The organism is Paenibacillus sp. NPDC058071, assembly GCF_042885235.1.
Classification (GTDB): domain Bacteria; phylum Bacillota; class Bacilli; order Paenibacillales; family Paenibacillaceae; genus Pristimantibacillus.
In genome coordinates this window covers 36,777-54,736 of sequence record NZ_JBHVSK010000021.1, presented here as the reverse complement: position 1 = coordinate 54,736, position 17,960 = coordinate 36,777, and the positions used below count along the sequence as shown (strand labels likewise).

The 17,960-nt window shown below is 52.2% G+C and carries 18 protein-coding genes; 14 read left to right on the top strand and 4 right to left on the bottom strand.

Annotation, left to right across the window (positions count from 1 at the left end):
- Nucleotides 1-33 precede the first annotated feature (33 nt).
- Nucleotides 34-1,092, bottom strand: a complete 1,059-nt coding sequence (gene cax, locus ACFVTB_RS24475; protein ID WP_387755299.1) for a calcium/proton exchanger — start codon at nucleotides 1,090-1,092, stop codon at nucleotides 34-36.
- Between the two features lie 166 nt (nucleotides 1,093-1,258).
- On the opposite strand from cax, the gene ACFVTB_RS24470 reads away from it, so the two are divergent.
- Nucleotides 1,259-1,639 (top strand): Asp23/Gls24 family envelope stress response protein, encoded by a 381-nt coding sequence (locus ACFVTB_RS24470; RefSeq protein WP_387755297.1) that lies wholly within the window; start codon nucleotides 1,259-1,261, stop codon nucleotides 1,637-1,639.
- Nucleotides 1,640-1,706: 67 nt separating this feature from the next.
- Here the strand turns inward: ACFVTB_RS24470 and ftsW are convergent, their stop codons facing one another.
- Entirely contained in the window at nucleotides 1,707-2,930 is a 1,224-nt protein-coding gene (gene ftsW / locus ACFVTB_RS24465) for a putative lipid II flippase FtsW (RefSeq protein WP_387755294.1), read from the bottom strand.
- 1 nt (nucleotide 2,931) lies between these two features.
- Nucleotides 2,932-3,270 (bottom strand): YugN family protein, encoded by a 339-nt coding sequence (locus tag ACFVTB_RS24460; RefSeq protein ID WP_387755291.1) that lies wholly within the window; start codon nucleotides 3,268-3,270, stop codon nucleotides 2,932-2,934.
- A 247-nt stretch (nucleotides 3,271-3,517) separates the two neighbouring features.
- Here ACFVTB_RS24460 and ACFVTB_RS24455 point away from each other — a divergent pair, with 247 nt between their 5' ends.
- The 13 genes from ACFVTB_RS24455 (at nucleotide 3,518) to ACFVTB_RS24395 (ending at nucleotide 15,827) form a co-directional block, all read left to right on the top strand.
- The gene (locus tag ACFVTB_RS24455) at nucleotides 3,518-4,723 is read left to right on the top strand and encodes a M20 family metallopeptidase (RefSeq protein WP_387755289.1); all 1,206 of its coding nucleotides are present in this window, start codon (nucleotides 3,518-3,520) and stop codon (nucleotides 4,721-4,723) included.
- A 69-nt stretch (nucleotides 4,724-4,792) separates the two neighbouring features.
- Nucleotides 4,793-5,212 carry a CBS domain-containing protein gene (locus tag ACFVTB_RS24450; RefSeq protein WP_387755435.1) on the top strand — a complete coding sequence of 140 codons (420 nt, stop codon included), beginning with the start codon at nucleotides 4,793-4,795 and terminating at the stop codon, nucleotides 5,210-5,212.
- 234 nt (nucleotides 5,213-5,446) lie between these two features.
- On the top strand, nucleotides 5,447-5,935 hold the full coding sequence (locus ACFVTB_RS24445) for an RNA polymerase sigma factor (protein WP_387755287.1): 489 nt from the start codon (nucleotides 5,447-5,449) through the stop codon (nucleotides 5,933-5,935).
- A complete protein-coding gene (locus ACFVTB_RS24440; RefSeq protein WP_387755284.1) occupies nucleotides 5,932-6,510 on the top strand; it encodes a zf-HC2 domain-containing protein in 579 nt (192 codons plus the stop codon). The genes ACFVTB_RS24445 and ACFVTB_RS24440 overlap by 4 nt, the downstream gene beginning before the upstream one ends.
- Nucleotide 6,511: 1 nt before the next feature.
- Nucleotides 6,512-7,327, top strand: a complete 816-nt coding sequence (locus ACFVTB_RS24435; protein WP_387755282.1) for a YfjL-like protein — start codon at nucleotides 6,512-6,514, stop codon at nucleotides 7,325-7,327.
- Between the two features lie 829 nt (nucleotides 7,328-8,156).
- Complete coding sequence (locus ACFVTB_RS24430; protein WP_387755279.1) at nucleotides 8,157-9,821, top strand: DNA repair helicase XPB; 1,665 nt, start codon at nucleotides 8,157-8,159, stop codon at nucleotides 9,819-9,821.
- A gap of 36 nt (nucleotides 9,822-9,857) precedes the next feature.
- Nucleotides 9,858-11,807 carry a hypothetical protein gene (locus tag ACFVTB_RS24425; RefSeq protein ID WP_387755276.1) on the top strand — a complete coding sequence of 650 codons (1,950 nt, stop codon included), beginning with the start codon at nucleotides 9,858-9,860 and terminating at the stop codon, nucleotides 11,805-11,807.
- Entirely contained in the window at nucleotides 11,807-12,292 is a 486-nt protein-coding gene (locus tag ACFVTB_RS24420; protein ID WP_387755274.1) for a YlbF/YmcA family competence regulator, read from the top strand. Before ACFVTB_RS24425 ends, ACFVTB_RS24420 begins: the two co-directional genes overlap by 1 nt.
- Nucleotides 12,293-12,355: 63 nt before the next feature.
- Nucleotides 12,356-12,619 carry a YlbG family protein gene (locus ACFVTB_RS24415; protein WP_387755271.1) on the top strand — a complete coding sequence of 88 codons (264 nt, stop codon included), beginning with the start codon at nucleotides 12,356-12,358 and terminating at the stop codon, nucleotides 12,617-12,619.
- Between the two features lie 297 nt (nucleotides 12,620-12,916).
- On the top strand, nucleotides 12,917-13,354 hold the full coding sequence (locus ACFVTB_RS24410; RefSeq protein WP_387755268.1) for a hypothetical protein: 438 nt from the start codon (nucleotides 12,917-12,919) through the stop codon (nucleotides 13,352-13,354).
- A gap of 120 nt (nucleotides 13,355-13,474) precedes the next feature.
- The gene (locus ACFVTB_RS24405; protein ID WP_387755265.1) at nucleotides 13,475-14,386 is read left to right on the top strand and encodes a selenium metabolism-associated LysR family transcriptional regulator; all 912 of its coding nucleotides are present in this window, start codon (nucleotides 13,475-13,477) and stop codon (nucleotides 14,384-14,386) included.
- The gene (locus ACFVTB_RS24400; RefSeq protein ID WP_387755262.1) at nucleotides 14,377-15,279 is read left to right on the top strand and encodes a PHP domain-containing protein; all 903 of its coding nucleotides are present in this window, start codon (nucleotides 14,377-14,379) and stop codon (nucleotides 15,277-15,279) included. The genes ACFVTB_RS24405 and ACFVTB_RS24400 overlap by 10 nt, the downstream gene beginning before the upstream one ends.
- Before the next feature lie 20 nt (nucleotides 15,280-15,299).
- Nucleotides 15,300-15,827 (top strand): YfiT family bacillithiol transferase, encoded by a 528-nt coding sequence (locus tag ACFVTB_RS24395; RefSeq protein WP_387755432.1) that lies wholly within the window; start codon nucleotides 15,300-15,302, stop codon nucleotides 15,825-15,827.
- 216 nt (nucleotides 15,828-16,043) lie between these two features.
- Here ACFVTB_RS24395 and ACFVTB_RS24390 read toward each other — a convergent pair whose 3' ends face one another.
- Entirely contained in the window at nucleotides 16,044-17,816 is a 1,773-nt protein-coding gene (locus ACFVTB_RS24390) for an Rqc2 family fibronectin-binding protein (protein WP_387755260.1), read from the bottom strand.
- Between the last annotated feature and the right edge of the window lie 144 nt (nucleotides 17,817-17,960).

Below are 17,960 nucleotides of genomic sequence, written 5' to 3'. Positions count from 1 at the left end.
TTTTTGTACATATCGATTTTAAACGGCCGCCTGTTAGACCAGAAAGAAGGCGAAGCCAAGAATGACGTAGACCATCAGCAGCAGAAAGCCCTCATACCAGTTGGTCGTTCCGTCTCTCGTAACCGACTTGGCGATAAAGACGGACACGCCGATGGCAGTCAGTTCGATTGGGGTGAAAATAATGTCCATCGTCGGACCGAACAGCGTGCTCACCAGAATGAGCACTGGAGCGACAAACAACGCGATTTGCAGGCTGCTTCCAATGGCGATTTCCACGGCTGCGCCGATTTTGTTCTTCATCGCAAGCATGACGGCCGCGCTATGCTCCGCCGCATTGCCGACAATCGCAATGACGAACGCGCCGACGAACAACTCAGACAGGCCGAATCGTTCCGTGAACGTATCGAGCGTATGGACGAGCCATTCGCTGACGAAAGCGACCATGACAGTCGCTACGACGAGCATGACGATCGATGTGCCTTTGGACCAAGCGGGCTCTTCACCGTGATCGGCATTCATCTCCGTGTCGCTCAGCACGTCTTTATGCGTAATCATCGAGAAAACAAGCCATAGCACATAGGATATGATCAAAATGCAGGCAACCGCTAGACTGAGAAAGCGGTCCTTCTCTAGGGAGAAATGCTCCGCGCTGACGAATACCGCAGGTACAAACAGCCCGATAACGGCCATAATCATGAGTGTGGAATTATGCTCGGCCAACTGATTGTTGAACTTTTGCTGCTTAAACTTGATCCCGCCGGCCAGCAGGCTGAGGCCTAGAACGAGCAACAAATTTCCGATAATGGAGCCGGTGATGCTGGCTTTTACCATATCGAACAGTCCTTCTTTAACGAGGAAGATTGCAATAATAAGCTCTGCCGCGTTGCCGAAGGTGGCGTTGAGGAAGCCTCCGAGTCTTTGACCCGCGTAGTGGGCTACACTTTCCGTCGCTTTGCCGAGAAAACCGGCGACAAACACGACGGCGATTGCCGAAATGACGAATTGAAGGGTCATGTCGAAGCCAGCGAAATGGCCGATTGCGCTAAGCGCGAACATGACAATCATAACGGCGAAAAATAACTTCTGTTTCAAACGGAGACACCTCTTTGCCTGATTGGACTGAAAACATATCTAATATATCCGAAAACATGATTATTGTAAACTTTTCCAATAAAGTGCGAACGGTGTTGCTCAATTGTTGCTTCCTAGGCGGCCATCCAGTACAATGAACATATATGGCAAATTGAGGAGTGATCACATGACCGAGGACCTTCAAACAGGCATTATCCGTATTTCAGACGATGTAGTTGCAACGATTGCAGGACTCGCCGCACTGGAGACTCCGGGAATTGCCGCAATGTCGGGCGGGATTTCCGAAGGGCTTGCCAAACGGCTTAGCGGTAAAAACGTGCAAAAGGGCGTGTCGGTGGAAGTAGGCCAGCTGGAAGCGGCTATCGACCTTCGTATTATTGTCCATTACGGCATTCCGATTCAAGAAGTATGCCGTCAGCTTCAGCTAAACGTACGTGAATCCGTTGAGAATATGACTGGCTTGCACGTAGTGGAAGTCAATATAAAAGTGGAAGGCGTCGCGTTCAAAGAGGAAGAAGTGAACGAAGAAGCGCCCCGTTTGAAATAATTGGCGGCCAGCGCACACGAAAAAACAGTTCCAACTGAGGAACTGTTTTTTTTATTGCTTTCTGCGATTAGCTTTGTCTGAGCGTAGACACCGACTTTAACGTGGTCGAGGTCGTGGTAGTCGTCGTCGTGCGCTTCCGTTCTACCGCTGGCTTTTCTTTGTTGGATTCTCTCGAAATACTAAGAAGTATGCCAATGCTGACGAGGCAGACCAGCAAGGAGGACCCCCCGGCGCTTATAAGCGGCAGCGTAACGCCGGTCATTGGAATCGTACCGGTTACACCTCCGATATTAATAAACGCCTGTAAACCGAAGATGGCAATAATGCCTACGCCGACGATCGTCCCGTACTGATCCGGGCAGCGAAGCGCAACGATTAGTCCTCTCCATAAGAAGAGCAAGTAGGTGAGGATGAACAGTGCGGCCCCAATAAAGCCGAACTCCTCGGCAATAATCGAGAAGATGAAGTCATTGTACGGGTAAGGAAGATAGTGCAGCTTCTGCACGCTTTGCCCGAAGCCGGCTCCGGTTAGCCCGCCATGCCCAAGCGCCTGAAGCGAGGAAACGAGCTGTAAGCCGGAATTTTGCGCGTCGGCGAGCGGATCTTGAAAGGCGGTGAAGCGGTCGACCCGGTATTGCCAAGCATCGGGATCCATCGCCATCGAAATGCTCACCGCAACGGCCAAGACAAGGCCAAGCACAATTCCCGTCATAAAGACCTGCTTCAGATTGGCCCCGCCAGCGACGACCATGATCGTGGCGCACATCGCAAGTATCATGCAGGAGCCAAGATCAGGCTGCATCATAATGAGTCCGCAAACGATGCCAACAATTATAATGACCGGCAGCAAGCCTTTCTTGAAATCGCGAAACTTCTCATCCTTCTTGGCGATCAAAGACCCCAAATATAAAATGAGAGCGAGCTTGGCGAATTCCGTCGGCTGTAAACTCTGAGAACCGACGGCAAGCCAACTGCTTGCGCCGTTTACCGCTTCGGAAAACGGAACGATAAGAAGCATGATCAGCACCGGTATAAAGAGAAAAATAAAGCCCTTCTTGAACACCTTGTAAGGAATGTTCATAACGAAGAGCATACACAAGATGCCGATTCCGGCCCAGATCAGCTGCTTTCTCGTAAAATACAACGCGTCGTAGTTGAACTTCGACGTAACGAGAGCAATGCTGGAGCTCGCGCTGAATACCATCACGAGCCCGAAGCCGACTAGCAGAAGCGTTAAAATAAGAAGCAGAAAGTCCGGTCGTCCGCGGCTTGCGTTCTGCTGTGTTCCCATGCTAGGCAAGCAGTTCTTTTAATTGCTCAAGCTTCTGCGTAGCCGTGTTCAGAATCGATTGCGGAACCGGAGACTCGTAATCCAAACCGTGAGGGAAAGTAGCTCGTCCGATGTATACCGCTTCAATAGCGAGAACGGCATGCGACTGCTCGAGCTTTCCTTCCACGGCGCGGGTGTTGATGCGCACGAAGTATTCCGAATTTGATTCTTCGATTTTCAAATCGTATGTAGCGCGGTAGTATTCCCATTGCCAGCGAACGAAGCCAAGCTTTTCCGCCGAATCGTCCAAATGGTGAAGCTCGGATTGAACGCCGTTCAGGCCGCTATTTTCAATAATCATCGTATTTCCTCCTTAAATTCGTAAGCGTAGGGTCAGTAAAGCTGCATCCTAATGCTGTACATTCTTTTCCCATGATAGTATGTTTCCCCAGTATTCGCAACCCTTACTCCCGCCGATTATTTCACAGGTTCGTGACATTTGGGGGCGTTTGCTTGCGTTAAACGAACCGGATAAGAATCGCCTTATCAAGGAGGCGCGCTTCTGTTAAAATAGATGAAACGAGGAACGAGAGGGAGGTTTGCAACCTATGAAGACAGGCGGCCATTTGAAAAAACTGCTGCAGCCTCTTTATCCGGACATGATCCGGAGGCGCAGATATCTCCATCAACATCCCGAATTGTCCTTTCAAGAAGCGAAAACATCGCAATGGATCGCATCCGAGCTGCGCAGCATGGGCTGTGAGGTGCAGGAAGGGGTTGGCGGCTATGGCATCGTTGCAACGATAAAAGGTCATCTGCCCGGGCCGGTTGTCGCGCTGCGTGCCGATATGGACGCGCTCCCGATCCAGGACGAGAAAACATGCGAATACGCATCCAAAGTGCCAGGCATTATGCATGCGTGCGGGCATGACGGCCATACGGCCGCGCTGCTCGCCGTTGCTGAATATTATCAGGGCGGCAAAGATCAGCTTGCTGGGGAACGCCGTCTGCTGTTTCAGCCGGCGGAGGAACTGACGCCGGGCGGCGCGGAGCCGATGATGAAAGCGGGAGCTCTCGAAGGCGCAGACGTCATTTACGGCGTTCATTTATGGTCACCGCTTCCTTACGGACAAGCTTCGACCAAACCGGGACCGTTTATGGCGGCGGCCGATGAGTTTACGATTGATATTACCGGCTTAGGCGGTCATGGCGGCATGCCTCATAAAACAGTTGATGCGATCATTGTGGGTTCGGCGATTGTGCAGGCGGCACAGTCGATTGTAAGCCGGAACGTGAATCCTCTTCAGCCTGCAGTCGTAACGATCGGTTCCTTTCAGGCGGGTTCCGCTAACAACGTAATTGCGGAACGATGTCAATTAAAAGGGACGGTTCGTACATTTGATGCAGAAACACGCGCCTACGTTCATGAGCGGTTAAAGGCGACGATTGAGCATATTTGCGGCATGTACGGAGCGAGCTGGGAGATAGATTACCGATTCGGATATCCTCCTGTCGTGAACGATGAGACGGAAGCGGATCGTTTCTTCCGGACGGCGCCGGAGTTGTTTGAGGGCGGCGTCGTACGAGCAGAGGCGATTATGGTGGCGGAAGATTTTTCGTATTATTTGGAAAAGCTGCCGGGCTGCTTTATGTTCGTCGGCGCGGGCAATGCGGAAACGGGCGCTTCCTACGCTCATCACCATCCGCGCTTCGACATCGACGAGAGGGCAATGATCGATGCTGCAAGTCTGCTAGTGGCGATGGCCGAGCATTATTCGACGGAATGGCCGAGCGAAGGGCTGGATACGCTATAGGCGAAGCTTAGCCTTCATTACTTCGCTTAGGAGGCCGTCCAATTGTCAAATAGAACGGTAAAACAGATTATGTCGAAAGAGTCCGTCACTGCTACGCTGCAGGATAATATTTACGAGCTCGCGGTACTGATGAAAAAGCATGATATCGGGTTTGTTCCGATCGTGGACGGGAAAAAGCTCGTCGGCGTCGTTACGGACCGCGACCTGGTTGTGCGCGGCTATGCTGAAAAGCATCCGGGCTCGACCAGCGTAGAGCAGGTGATGACGACTGATATCGAGACGATTTCGCCCGAAGCGTCGGCTGACGAAGCGGCAAAGCTGATGGCTAGCCGCAAAATACGCAGGCTGGCAGTCGTCGACAACGGCGAGTTGGCGGGCGTGCTGGCTATTGGCGATTTGGCGGTGCGAGATATTCTTTCGCAAGAAGCGGAAGCGGCGCTCAGTCAAATTTCGGAAGGCGCCAGCGAGGAGCATGCGTTTCACCATTAACGATGCAAAGCCGAAGAGAGCTTTTGCGCAGATAGCGCAAGAGCTCTCTTTTTTTTGGATCAAATTTAAAATGAGCAGCACACATGATTTCAATGACAGTTGTCGAAATAAGAATTAATGACGAAAGTTGTGTAACAAAACACTCGAATTGTGCGACTCATTAAATAGAAGGTAAGCTCAGCCCCGTTTGTTGGCTTGGCCGTGCATTTTATCGGAAAGGGGGCTCGACCAGCCTTGCACAAAATTGAAACACTATATAAGCAGTACAAACAGGACGTCTACCGGTACTTGCTGAGTCTGACCCGCGAGCCCACCCTTTCCGAGGATATGCTGTCGGAGACATTCCTCAAGGCGATTCGCGGATTGCCGGGCTTCCAAGGCCGATCCTCTATCAAAACCTGGCTGTTTGTTATCGCCCGGAACGTGTGGCTGCAGCATTTGCGCAGTGTGAAGCCGCAGCTGGAGCATAGCGATCTTATGCAAATTTATATGACAAACAGTCTGGAGGAGCATTACATAACCCAGGAAGCGGCGGAGCGTATTGTGGCTCTTCTAGACAGTCGGGATGACCGGACCCGGACGATCGTGCTCATGCGGGTCGACGGGTATGCTTTCGCTGAAATATCAAATGCGCTGGGAATTTCGGAGAGTTCAGCCAGAGTCATCGATCACCGGGCGAAAAATTGGATCAAGTCTACGCTGGAGAAGGAGGGATTGCGATGAAGCAGATGAACCAAGGAAACGAAATGTTAACAATTAGTTGCGGCATTTGCCGGGACCTCATTCCGCTTGTGCAGGACGGCGTTGCTGGCAACGACAGCACGGACGCCGTCATGGCGCACATTGCGGGCTGTCCCGACTGCAGCCTGGAATTCGGTGGAATATCAGACGCAAGAAGCGTCCTCGAAGGATCGGGTCTGGACGACGGCAAAATTATGCGATCCATCCGCAAGCATATGTTTCTGATTGCTTTGGCTTTTCTTGGCTGCGGCACACTGTTTGGCATCTCTCTCACTAACACATTCGGCATGTTCTACAATCTGTTGATTATGCCGTTTCTCGGCGGCTTCGGCTATATGGTGCTGCGGCAGAGATGGTACCTGGCGGTGGGGGGCATCCTCCTGTTAACGTACATCTGGCAGATTGGCTGGCTTCTGAAAGAGGGAGGCCTGACTAAGAGTTGGCATCTTGACTTTTTTTCCGTTCCGCTATGGTTCAGCCTTGGTTATTGCGGGCTGTCTATTCTAGGGGTGCTGATCGCGGCACTGCTTCATTACGCATTTCGAAAGGAGACCTAAGGTGAAACGAAGGATACGATTTCTGAAAATATTAAGCTTTGCTGCCGCTGCAGCGCTGATTTGGCTCATCTTGGCGGTGACTAATGCCTTTACGGGAAATCCGATCTCGTCTCTGGTGGCGAAAAAGGCGATTGAACGGCATGTGGAGCAAACCTACCCGGATCTTGCGCTTCATATTGGGAAAACGAGCTTCAACTTCAAATTTCACGAGTACTGGGCCAAGGCATCGTCCGAGACAAGTCCCGACACCTATTTCAATGTGTACTACAGGAACGGGAAAGTCCAGTATGACGAATACGACAGCCGTGTCGTCGGTAGAATGAACACTGGGGAACGTCTGGAGAAGCAATATTCTGCTCATATTACGCCGCTCTTGGAGACAATTGAGGGCCTTTCCAACACGAGAGCATTCGTCATGCTGGACACTCCTATGGACGAGGCTCGGGAAAAGCTGGCGCTCGATATGAAATTCGAGCCGAACCTGCCGCTGAACGTGCGCTTGAACATTTATGCTGACATGCAAGCTCCGTCATTGTCTAAAATGACAGACGTGTTGGAGCAGGTTCATCAGCGATTGTTGAGTGCAGGCTGCACGTTTATTGAGTACAGTATTGATGTTCAAGGAGACGGGGGGCAAATGTCCGCCAGCTTTGTGAAGCCGAAGGATATCGAGAGCGGCGAGCTGGCCTCGCGGCTGGAAACGGCATGGATTTCCGCCCAAGCGAGCGAGGTTCCTGATTTAAAGGAAGATCTAAAGGAAGATTCTCCGATTGAGACTGAGCACGACATCTATGTATACATAAGAAAAGCTGAATAACGAAACGATTAACATTTTAAACTCAATTGGAAGCTTGGCTAAATATAGTCGAAAAATCATATATATTTTGCTCTCATACGGAGATTCGGCCGAATATATGTGAAAAATCGGCTCCAAACCGAAATCAGTTCTTGACATAAAGCGAGGGGAAAAGCTGCTTGTCCTTTACCTTCCGTAAGATGGTTGTGCGATCAACCTGCCTCAATCGATCCACAAGACAAGCTTGTGGAAAGGAGTGTTTAATGGTTCACAATGGACAGCAGCGTTATCGTATCCATCAAGCGGTCAAGTCTAACCGTTAGAGCAAAAAACAAAGCCTATTCCCTTTCTTTAAGGACACTAGTGACCGTTAGAAGATGATTGCACGCTATTCTCCGCTCTTATCCCTTGCTTAGGGACAATAATGTCCATAAGCGAGCCGAAATTTCGAATAATCGGCGCTAACGGTCACTACTGTCCATTAACTAGGCTCCAAACCGAAAATCAGGGCTTGGCTCAAACCATCACTCCTTCTTTTCGAATGCAAAGTCTTGCTATAACGGTCACTTGTGGTTCAGACCTCTAATAAGAGTGTCAAGCACTGATTATGGTGTAGAGCCGAAAAATCATAGATATTGATTAAAGCTTAAATCAAAAGCACCCGTTCCCGTTTCTAGAAATCGACTAGTTCTTCTCAACAATCCGAAGCCCGTTCCCTTCCTAAAGATGGGGAGCGGGCTTTTGAGCATTTCCTTTCTTGCCAAGGAAGGCATAAAACGGGGTCTAGTTCTTCATACTAAGAAGTGGAGCCAAACCCAGAGCGGGAACGGCAAGAAAAGGAGGGACGAGCATGCTGGAGCGACAAGACGGGCCTTTAATCGTGCAATCGGACATGACGGTGCTGCTCGATAACGAGCATCCGCTTGCTGAGCGGGCCAGAGAGGAGCTATGCGGCTTTTCCGAGTTGGTGAAAAGGCCTGGAAATTGGCATACCTACCGGATTACCGCCTTATCGTTATGGAACGCGGCGGGTGCGGGGATCGGCGAGGACCGGGTGACGGAAACATTAACGAAGTACGCCCGTTACGGCGTTCCTGGTTATGTGGAAGCAACCGTGAGAAAGCTGCTAGACCGTTACGGCAGGCTTGTCTTAGAAAAAAGCGGCGAGACGCTCCTGCTGCGCGGAAACGGGGATTTGCTGAACGAGCTGTTCGGAGCCGGCGCTATGCAGGAATGGCTGGGAGAACGGGTAAGCGATGAGGAGTGGGCAGTGAAGGGCGAGTACCGGGGGCAGCTGAAGCAGGAGCTGACGAGGCTGGGCTATCCAGTCATCGACCTTGCCGGCTATCATTCGGGCGAGGAGCTGCGTCTGTCCTTGCGATCGCCGACGCTGCGCGGCAAGCTTTTTTATTTGCGCGACTATCAACGACAGGCGCTGGAGCTGTTTTATCGCGAAGGTTCGATACAAGGCGGGAGCGGCGTCATCGTGCTGCCTTGCGGAGCGGGCAAGACGGTCGTCGGGCTGGCCGCTCTTGCCCGGCATAGCAGTGCGACGCTTATCTTGACATCGAACGCTACCTCCGTCAAGCAGTGGAAGGACGAGCTGCTCGATAAAACGACGCTTTCTCCGTCGGAGGTCGGTGAATATACGGGTGCGGTGAAACAGGTTCGTCCAGTGACTATCGCTACCTATCAAATCTTGACGCATCGCAAATCAAAGGAGGACCCGTTTCGGCATATGAAGCTGTTCTCGGAGCGCGATTGGGGACTAATCATTTACGACGAGGTTCATTTGCTGCCGGCGCCTGTCTTTCGGATGACAGCTGAAATCCAAGCGACCAGGCGGCTTGGATTGACGGCCACGCTTGTGAGAGAGGACGGCTGTGCAGAGGACGTTTTCTCGCTGATCGGACCAAAGCAGTACGATATGATGTGGAAAACGATGGAGGCGAAAGGACATATCGCGTCCGTCACCTGTACCGAAATCCGCGTACCGCTAGATCAAGGCGCAGTCGATCTGTACCGTTCAGCCCAAAATCGCGCCCGGCTGCGGCTCGCGGCGGAAAATCCGGGCAAGCTTAACGTCGTGAAGCAGCTGCTGGAAAAGCACGAAGGAACACCGACGCTGATTATTGGCCAATATTTAAAGCAGCTTCATTCGGTTGCCGATACGCTCGGCGTTCCAGTGATTACAGGGGAGTTAGCTCAATCTGACCGCCAAAATCTATACGATCGGTTCAAATCGGGGGATATACCAGTTCTGGCTGTATCGAAGGTCGCCAATTTCGCCGTCGATTTGCCCGATGCGGCGGTCGCCATTCAAATTTCGGGCAGCTACGGTTCCCGGCAAGAGGAAGCGCAGAGAATCGGTCGCATTTTACGGCCGAAGCAGGGCAAGAATGAAGCCTGGTTCTATACGATTGTAACCGACGAGACGAGCGAGACTGATTTTGCCGCCAAGCGGCAGCTGTTCATGGTCGAGCAGGGCTATGCTTATACGCTCCGCAAACGATAAATCCGCTAGAAAGCGAAAGCAACAAGGAGGAGCGGCATGTATCTAATGGAAATTGCAAAAAGAATGCCGAAAGAATCATTGGCGCGGCTGCTGGAATCGCCGATCTGGCGAGAAGCAGCGTCCGAAGGAGCGAATTGGACGGAGGCAGCGGCCGACGAAAAATATATCAAATTCGCTGCGGATCGATTGGAGCCCGCCGCCCGTACGGCGCTCGGCGCGATGATCGTCCGTTTCGGACGCGCTCCGGTCGAGGAGGAACGGATGCTGATACAGGGAGCATCAGCTGCCGGCATTTCTGGCGCGGAGTTTCGATACGGGCTGCACGTTCTTGTGCAGGCCGGGATCGTATTTGCGGTACGGAAAGCTTGGGGGGAACGGCTTTATTTTATTCCAACGGACAGCTTTTCGATTTGGCTGCGACAGCTGTTTCCGGGGCCGTTTGCCGGGTACTCGGAAGATCATTCGGATAGTCCGCACTTCTTCAGCCACTCAGGTGAAACGAATCCTAAACCATTAGGAGAGCAGTTGCTGGCTGTATGGGCCGAGCTTGCACGAACCGGAACCGGATTAACTGCGCAAGGCCGTTTACCGAAGCGAACAGCGGACAAACTGGTTAAGCTGCTGAAACCTATTCGGATGGCGCTGGATGGAGTGGGACTTCCTGATGCGATCGACATTCCTAAAGAGCTTGCTTTCGCGCTGGAGCTATCTGAGCGAATTGGCGTTTTAAAGCGGGGAAAAAGAAAGCTCGACTGGTCGGAAAACGGAATGGCAGCTTGGTTCGCAGCTGCTGCGTCATGGCGGGAAGCTGTCTTGCTGCGCATTTGCAGAGAATGGCTGCTGGCCGATAAGCAAGCCGCTGCATGGCTGGACGGTTGGCTGGCCGAAGCGAAGCCGGGGATATGGCAGAATCGGGGCAATTTGAAGCAGCAGCTCGAACGGCTGGACGGCGTCTTCGGCTTTCGAATGGAGCCGCTGGCAACTGGAGAAGGGGAAAGCTGGTTGGATTTGCTTAGCGCTTTTGGCTGGCTTGAACTGGCCGCAGCACCGTCCGGTAAGCTTCTCCGCTGGCTTATCGCTTATCCCGGCGACGGGGAAGAGACTCTTCCCCGCGCTGCTTCCGATACTCGTGCAGAGGAGCCCGTTTCGGTGGAGCCTAACGGGGATATTATCGTACTGCCCGGCTGCAGCTGGCGTGTTCGCTGGGCGCTCGAACAGTTTGCGGATAAGCTGTCGGACGATACGGTGGCGATTTATCGGCTGAATGCCGCTGCTTCGGCAAGGGCAGTAGAACATGAATGGGATGCGGCTCGTATTGCGAGTTTTCTTGAGACCGCTTCCGGGGGACGACCGCTGCCGGAAGTCGTATCTGAAAACCTGCAACACTGGGCGAGGCAAGCTATGTACAGGACAGGACAGCAAGAACGTATGGAAAGAACAGCCGGCTCTTATCCGAACATGCCTGACGATCTGCCTGTATCCGGTAACGAATTGCATTCCTTATTATTCTGCGAACAACAGTTGCATGAGCCAGCCGGCTGGCTGCCCGCGCTTGCCGACATTCGCAGCTTTGAGCTGGTAGGACCTCCGGAGCAGTCAGGTATAGACAAGCTGGATAAGCTGTTTCCCGAGCTCGGTCAAACGCCGGCCAGCTGGATTAAACAGTTAAGGCCGTATCATCATTCGACGCGAAAAGAAATGATGGAAAAAGCGTTGTATTGGCAAGCGCCGGTGCAGCTTCGCTTGAATGGATCTCTCCAGCCGTTCGTACCGTTACGGCTGAGCAGCGATGTTAATGGTTGGTCCGTCGAAGGACTATTGAGGGAGCCGGACGCTCGCCGTGAAGTTCGTCTGACGCCCGACATGTGGGAGGAAATGAGGCTTGTCGTGCCGGGCAGCGTCGGTTTTATGCAAAATTGTATCAATTGGTTCGAGGAGTATGTTATGATAGGACGAAGGCAAGCGATAGGAGATGAGGTGGATTAATGCCTACTGCACATGACGTTTTGTCGGAACTGCCGCTCAGCGCAAACGGTGTTTCTTCGCTGGATATGGCTTCGCTGCTGCTGTGCGCATACGAACTGGGTGATTGGATCAATCAGTCGGCGGAGGTTGCCGAATATTTATATTGGAAAGAAGCGGTTAAGAAAGACGAGCAGGTCGCTGCGGTGCAAAAGCAATTCGCCAAGGCTAAAGAGCTGTTCGAGGAGTGTCAGCGTTTCGGACGCTTCCATCCTGACTATCACGCCGCTAAAGATAAAGTGAAGCAAATTGAGCGGGAGCTTGGCGGAATTGAGTCGGTTATGCAGTTTAAGCTGGCTGAACAAGCCGTCGACACGATGCTGTTCGAAGTGTCCCGCTTGATCGCCGAATCGGTATCGGACACGATTAAAGTGCCGAGCAACGAGAAGGCGACCGGCGGTTGCGGCGGCGGAGGATCATGCGGCTGCGGAAGCGGCGGCTGCGGCTAATCGCCGCCGACCGCCGCGGTCGCCCGACCGGCAATGCAGACGAGATGACGGAGGGAAGTTCTATTGATACCGGAACGTACGGGATATATTATATGGGTTAGCGATCTGAAAGCGGCCCGCTCGTTAGATAAATACGGAACGGTCCATTACCTGTCCCGCAAAATGCATTACGTGGTCATGTACATGAACGCGGAGCGGGCGGAAGAGGCGGTCCGCCTCATCGGACGTCTTCCATTTGTCCGAAAAATCGAACGTTCATATCGGAACGAGCTCAAGACCGAATACAGTAAAGACAACGAAGACAAAACAAGATTTTACAGTATGTAATGATCTTATAACAGATGGAATAGACGGTTTGTAGGCGAAGAGTGCCGCAAACCGTTTTATTTTTATTCAATTTGTATTACTTGTTACAGAAAGGACACCAATTTGTCATTCTTTTGTTTCCGAAATGTGATGTGCCTAGCTTGCGGAAATCAACATAATTTGTTAATATAACATTATTTTACAAAAATGTCTTAGCGTTTTTTTATTGTTGAAAAATCGGACAATCATGGTAAAATAACAGGTATACATAGAGAGTAGTAATAAAGACCTGGTTCTTTGGAGGGAGTGTGGTTGACGATGAAGGACAAAGTGACTAAGCGCTGGAGCACCTATGATACGTTTTATGTCGATTTAGGCGACAAAAAGGTAGCAGATATCGTAATTACCAACCACGCAAGGAGCCGCTGGACCGACCGCATTGAAAACGAGAAGACCGGCTTCGAAGACATCGCCGAATACTTATGGGATTGTTTGAAAAAGGACCAGATCAAGCCTTACTACCGAAACGAGCAGGACGTCTATTTGATTGATGACGATCTTGTGTTCGTAGCCGAATTTTCCACGTCTGAGAGCGATACCGATTTGTTGGGCAATCCGCTCCATAAAATGATTGTCGTCACGTTTCTTGGCCGTATGTCCGAGACGATCGAATTGCGCGATTTGAAATCGTATTACTCCTGGCTGCGCCATTCGCGCAGAATGACGCTTGTAAAGAACAGCAGAAAGAAAAGATAAGGGCAAGCGCCGGTGTCGGCTGCTTCAAGCCCGCCAATTCATACAAACGCGGTTTCCGTATTCAGGAAGCTGCGTTTTTTGTGTATAATAAGCGCTAACAGAGGAAGGTGGTCGGACGGAATGGCTTTGAATTTTCATCAGCTTCATATTTTTTACACCGTTGCGGACAAAGGGAGCTTTTCTGCAGCCGCCGCGGCTCTTCATATGACGCAGCCTGCCGTAACGATGCAGGTGCAGTCGCTGGAGGAATATTTCGGAACGAAGCTGCTCCGGCGGTCGACAAAACGAATCGAGCTGACGGAAGCGGGTAAGGCGCTAATGCCTTACGCCAGCCGCAGCATTCATTTGATACAGGAAACAGAGCAGGCGATGTCGGCTTTTACAAAGCAGTTGAAAGGCAAGCTTCAGCTCGGCGCCAGCCTGACGATCGGCGAATACATATTGCCCCGGCTGCTAGGGCCTTTCGGCAACGAGTTTCCGCATATCGCGATCAGTATGAAAGTGATCAATACTTCGCAAATTATCGATGATATTTTGAGTCATCAGCTTAACTTTGGTTTGATCGAAGCGCAGGTGAGTCACCCTGATATGCATATGGAGGCGGTCATGAGCGACGAACTGAAGCTGATCGTTCCGAAGAACCATCCGCTTGCGGGTAGGACCGATGTCGCATTAAGCGAGGTTGCTGAGTACCCGTTTGTACTAAGAGAACAGGGCTCTGGCACTCGTCTCGTGATGGAGGAGCAGTTGAAGCGCAAAGGAATCGATCCAGCAAATTTGAGAATCGTCATGGAGCTGGGCAGCACGGGCGCGGTGAAATCGGCTGTTGAAGCGGGACTCGGCGTCTCGATCATTTCCGTTTCGTCGGTCAAGCATGAGGTTGCGTTAGGGCTTCTTGCCGTCGTGCCGATCGTCGATACGACATTTAAACGGCAATTTTACTCCATACATTTGAAATCTTCGGTGCTGCCTTTATCGGCAGTTACGTTTTTAACCTTCTTGAGAGAAAGGGACTTGCTGCAATGGCTATAATCGGGTACGAAAACGGCGTCGGGCATTTGGCTGACCTCCATACGCATACGACAGCGTCGGACGGGACCGGCTCTCCAGCTTCTAACGTTCGTCTTGCTAAGGAAAGAGGGCTTGCGGCGGTGGCTATCACCGACCATGACACAATGGCGGGCGTGGAAGAGGCATTGGCGGAAGGCGAGAAGCTCGGCATTGAGGTTGTGCCGGGCGTCGAGCTCAGCACGGTGGCGGAAGGCAATGACATTCATATTCTTGCTTATTATCCGGAACGTCACAATTCGGTTTGGCTGTCGAGGCTGGCGAGTCTCCGCGACCTGCGCGATCGTCGCAATGAGATGATTGTCGAGAAGCTGACGGAGTTGACCGGCATTCCGTTCACGATGGACGAGGTAGCGGAGATAGCGGGCGTAAAGGACAAATTCGGGCAATCCTTACCCGTAGAGAGCGGAAAAACGATTGGACGTCCTCATATAGCCGACCTGCTTGTACGCAAAGGCGTCGTATCTACGATCAAGGAGGCGTTTGACCGTTATTTGGCATCCGGTGCGGCCGCTTATGTCAACCCGCCGCGTCTGCATCCGTTTGAGGCGATCGAATGGATCAGAGAGGCTGGAGGCACGAGTGTAATTGCTCATCCGGGTCTCTATCGCAACGACGAACTGGTCGAGACGATCATCCAACACGGAATTCAAGGAATTGAAGTCTACCATTCGGATCACACCGAGGAGGACGAAGTCCGTTATTTGCAGTTGGCGGAGCGATATGGGCTAATTGTAACGGGGGGGTCGGATTACCACGGAGAGCGGCAGGGCAAAGTGTTTCATGGCGAGCTGGGCAGCCGGTCGGTGGATGTCTCGGTGCTGCAGCAATTAGGGAAACAAGCTAAGGGGGAATAGAGATGGATCGAATCTCTGATTTGGAAAAACTGCGGTATCCAATCGGCAAGTTTGTACATGAAGGAGAAATCGGCGCCGGTAAACGCGCGGAGTGGATGGACGATATTGCAGCGCTGCCGAAGCTCATTGCGGAGGCTGTAGAAGGGTTGTCAGAGGAACAGCTAAATACCCCTTACCGTGATGGGGGCTGGAGCGTTCGCCAAGTTGTTCATCATGTGGCGGACAGCCATATGAACAGTTTTTTTCGATTCAAGCTGGCATTGACGGAAGCGAATCCGACCATCAAGGCTTATGAAGAGAAGCTTTGGGCTGAACTGGCCGATTCCTCCGAGGCCCCGGTCACCGAGTCGCTCGCCATTATTGAGGGGCTTCATTCCAGATGGGTGCGGCTGCTGCGGGCTATGACGGCGGAGCAGTACGAGCGAACGTTCTATCACCCCGGCTATGGGCAAACGTACAGCCTTGCGACCTTGCTTGGCATGTATTCCTGGCACGGCCGACACCATCTGGCGCACATCGTAACTCTAAAAGAACGCAGCAGCTGGTAGCAGCGCAGTTAGCGCGTGCCGAAGTGTGCCGAGAGGTAGGTTAAGAACCCATTGTGCAAACGGTATAGCCATGGGGTCATCGGGTCATGGGGCCTGCAGTTACTAACGTAGATGGATGCGGCAATATTTTCGTGCACAGACCATCATACTTGCATGCAAAAAAGAGAAATTCCTCGGGTGCCCACAGTAGGCCGCGAGGAATTTCTCTTTTTGTTATTAATTGACGCTGCGCGAAGGCAATTGCTTGATGCGCTGCTCGTCCGGCGTAATGAACAGCGTGCGCTGATGGTCGTAAATGACAAAGCCGGGCTTGGCGCCGCTTGGTTTGCGAACATGGCGGATGTAGGTGTAGTCGACCGGCACAAGGCTGGATGACTTAGCTTGGCTGTAATGGGCTGACAGCATGGCTGCCTCCTCCAACGTCGCATCGCCGAAGTCGCCGCCCCGGATGACAACATGCGAGCCGGGAATGTCCTTCGTATGCAGCCAAGTATCGCTTGGTGCGGCCAGCCGGTTCGTTAAGTATTCGTTTTGCGTGTTGTTTTTGCCGACGTAGATTTGCGCGCCTTCCGAAGACGTGTAGCAAAGCAGTGTAGGACGAGAGGCCTTTTTACGCTTAGGCCCGCGCTTCGCTCTGTCACGAAGATAGCCTTGCTCGACAAGCTCTTCCCGGATTTCTTCGGTGTCGGACAGCGCTGCGTTGTCGAGCTGCTGGATCAACGATGCCAAGTAAGCAATCTCGCCGTCCGCCAGTTCCATCTGTTCCGTAACGTAAGCGATGCTGTTCTTATGCTTCGTATAACGGCGGAAATAACGCTGCGCATTTTCTGACGGCGTCATTAGCGGATCGAGCTCGATGTCAATCTCCGCCTGATTCTCGTCGTAAAAATTGATTAGCCGGACCGATTTGTCGCCTCGGTTAATCTGGTGCATATAGGCGGTCAGCAACTCGCCTAGAACGCGGTATTTGTCCGCGACATGCGCTTCATCCAGCGTTTCTCTCAGTTTTTCCAGCTTCTTTTCGTTTTTCGTCTTTTCGTTGTGAACGAACCGGATCAGATCGGCGACCCGCTGCTTAACGGTGTCACGTTCCGCTTTGTCGCCGTAGTACGCTTCGAGGCATTCGCTGACTGATTCGAAAGACGACGCACCCGCAGCTGCAGCAGCCGTTAAATGGGTAAGCGGCGTGATCGAAAAAAATGATTTGCCCTTTGTATCGGTCACGATGTTTGGCGAGAAGCGCTTCTCACGGAGCTCGTCCAACAAGGCTTTGAAATCGGCCCATAGTCCGCCGCCGGACGTCTCTGAACGAAAGGCGATTTCTTTGGCGATGAGCGGACTTAAGCCGCTGAAAGCGGAAACGAGACGCTGCGAAGGCAACAGCTCGCTGTCTTTTCGGTCATCCCCATTCCCGTTTTCTCCAGCGCGCTTCAGCAGCGCTTCCATAAACGCTCCTTCGTCGCTAACGGAGAACGGGTCGGTTTTCCCTTGTTCCGGCGGCGCTTCGTAGCGGCTGCCCGGCATGACGATCCGGTAGCTGCTGATCGCCGGCGTAACGTGATGAATGCCGTCGTGTATAACGCCCGAGGCCGGATCGAGCAAAATAATATTGCTGTGGCGGCCCATCAGCTCTACAACGATGGTCTTGAAAGAGACGTCGCCCAGTTCGTCGCGGTGACGAACGTCGATATGAATGATTCGTTCTGAGCCGATCTGTCTAACCGCTTCGATAACCGCCCCTTCGCAATGCTTGCGAAGCAGCATGCAGAACATAGGCGCTTCGAGCGGATTCGTATAAGAGGCGTTCGTATAGTGGACGCGCGGATAAGTCGGGTTGGCTGACAATAACAGCTTGCCATGCGCGCCGGCCCCTCGGAGACCAATGACGATGTCATGGTCGGTCGGCTGATGGATTTTATGAATGCGAGCGCCGATGCAGCGCTGCAATTCGCTGGTTACGGCATGAATGACGAGGCCGTCTAAAGCCATGATTTATGTAGCTCCTTTGCTTTCGTATTTCTCTATCATGCCATAGTTGGCGCAAAAACTTAAGTCTTTCTGGGATATTTGAGCGGTTGTCCGAATACATTTAGGCTTGAGAGGCTGTCCGAGGTGCGCTCGGCATATACGGGA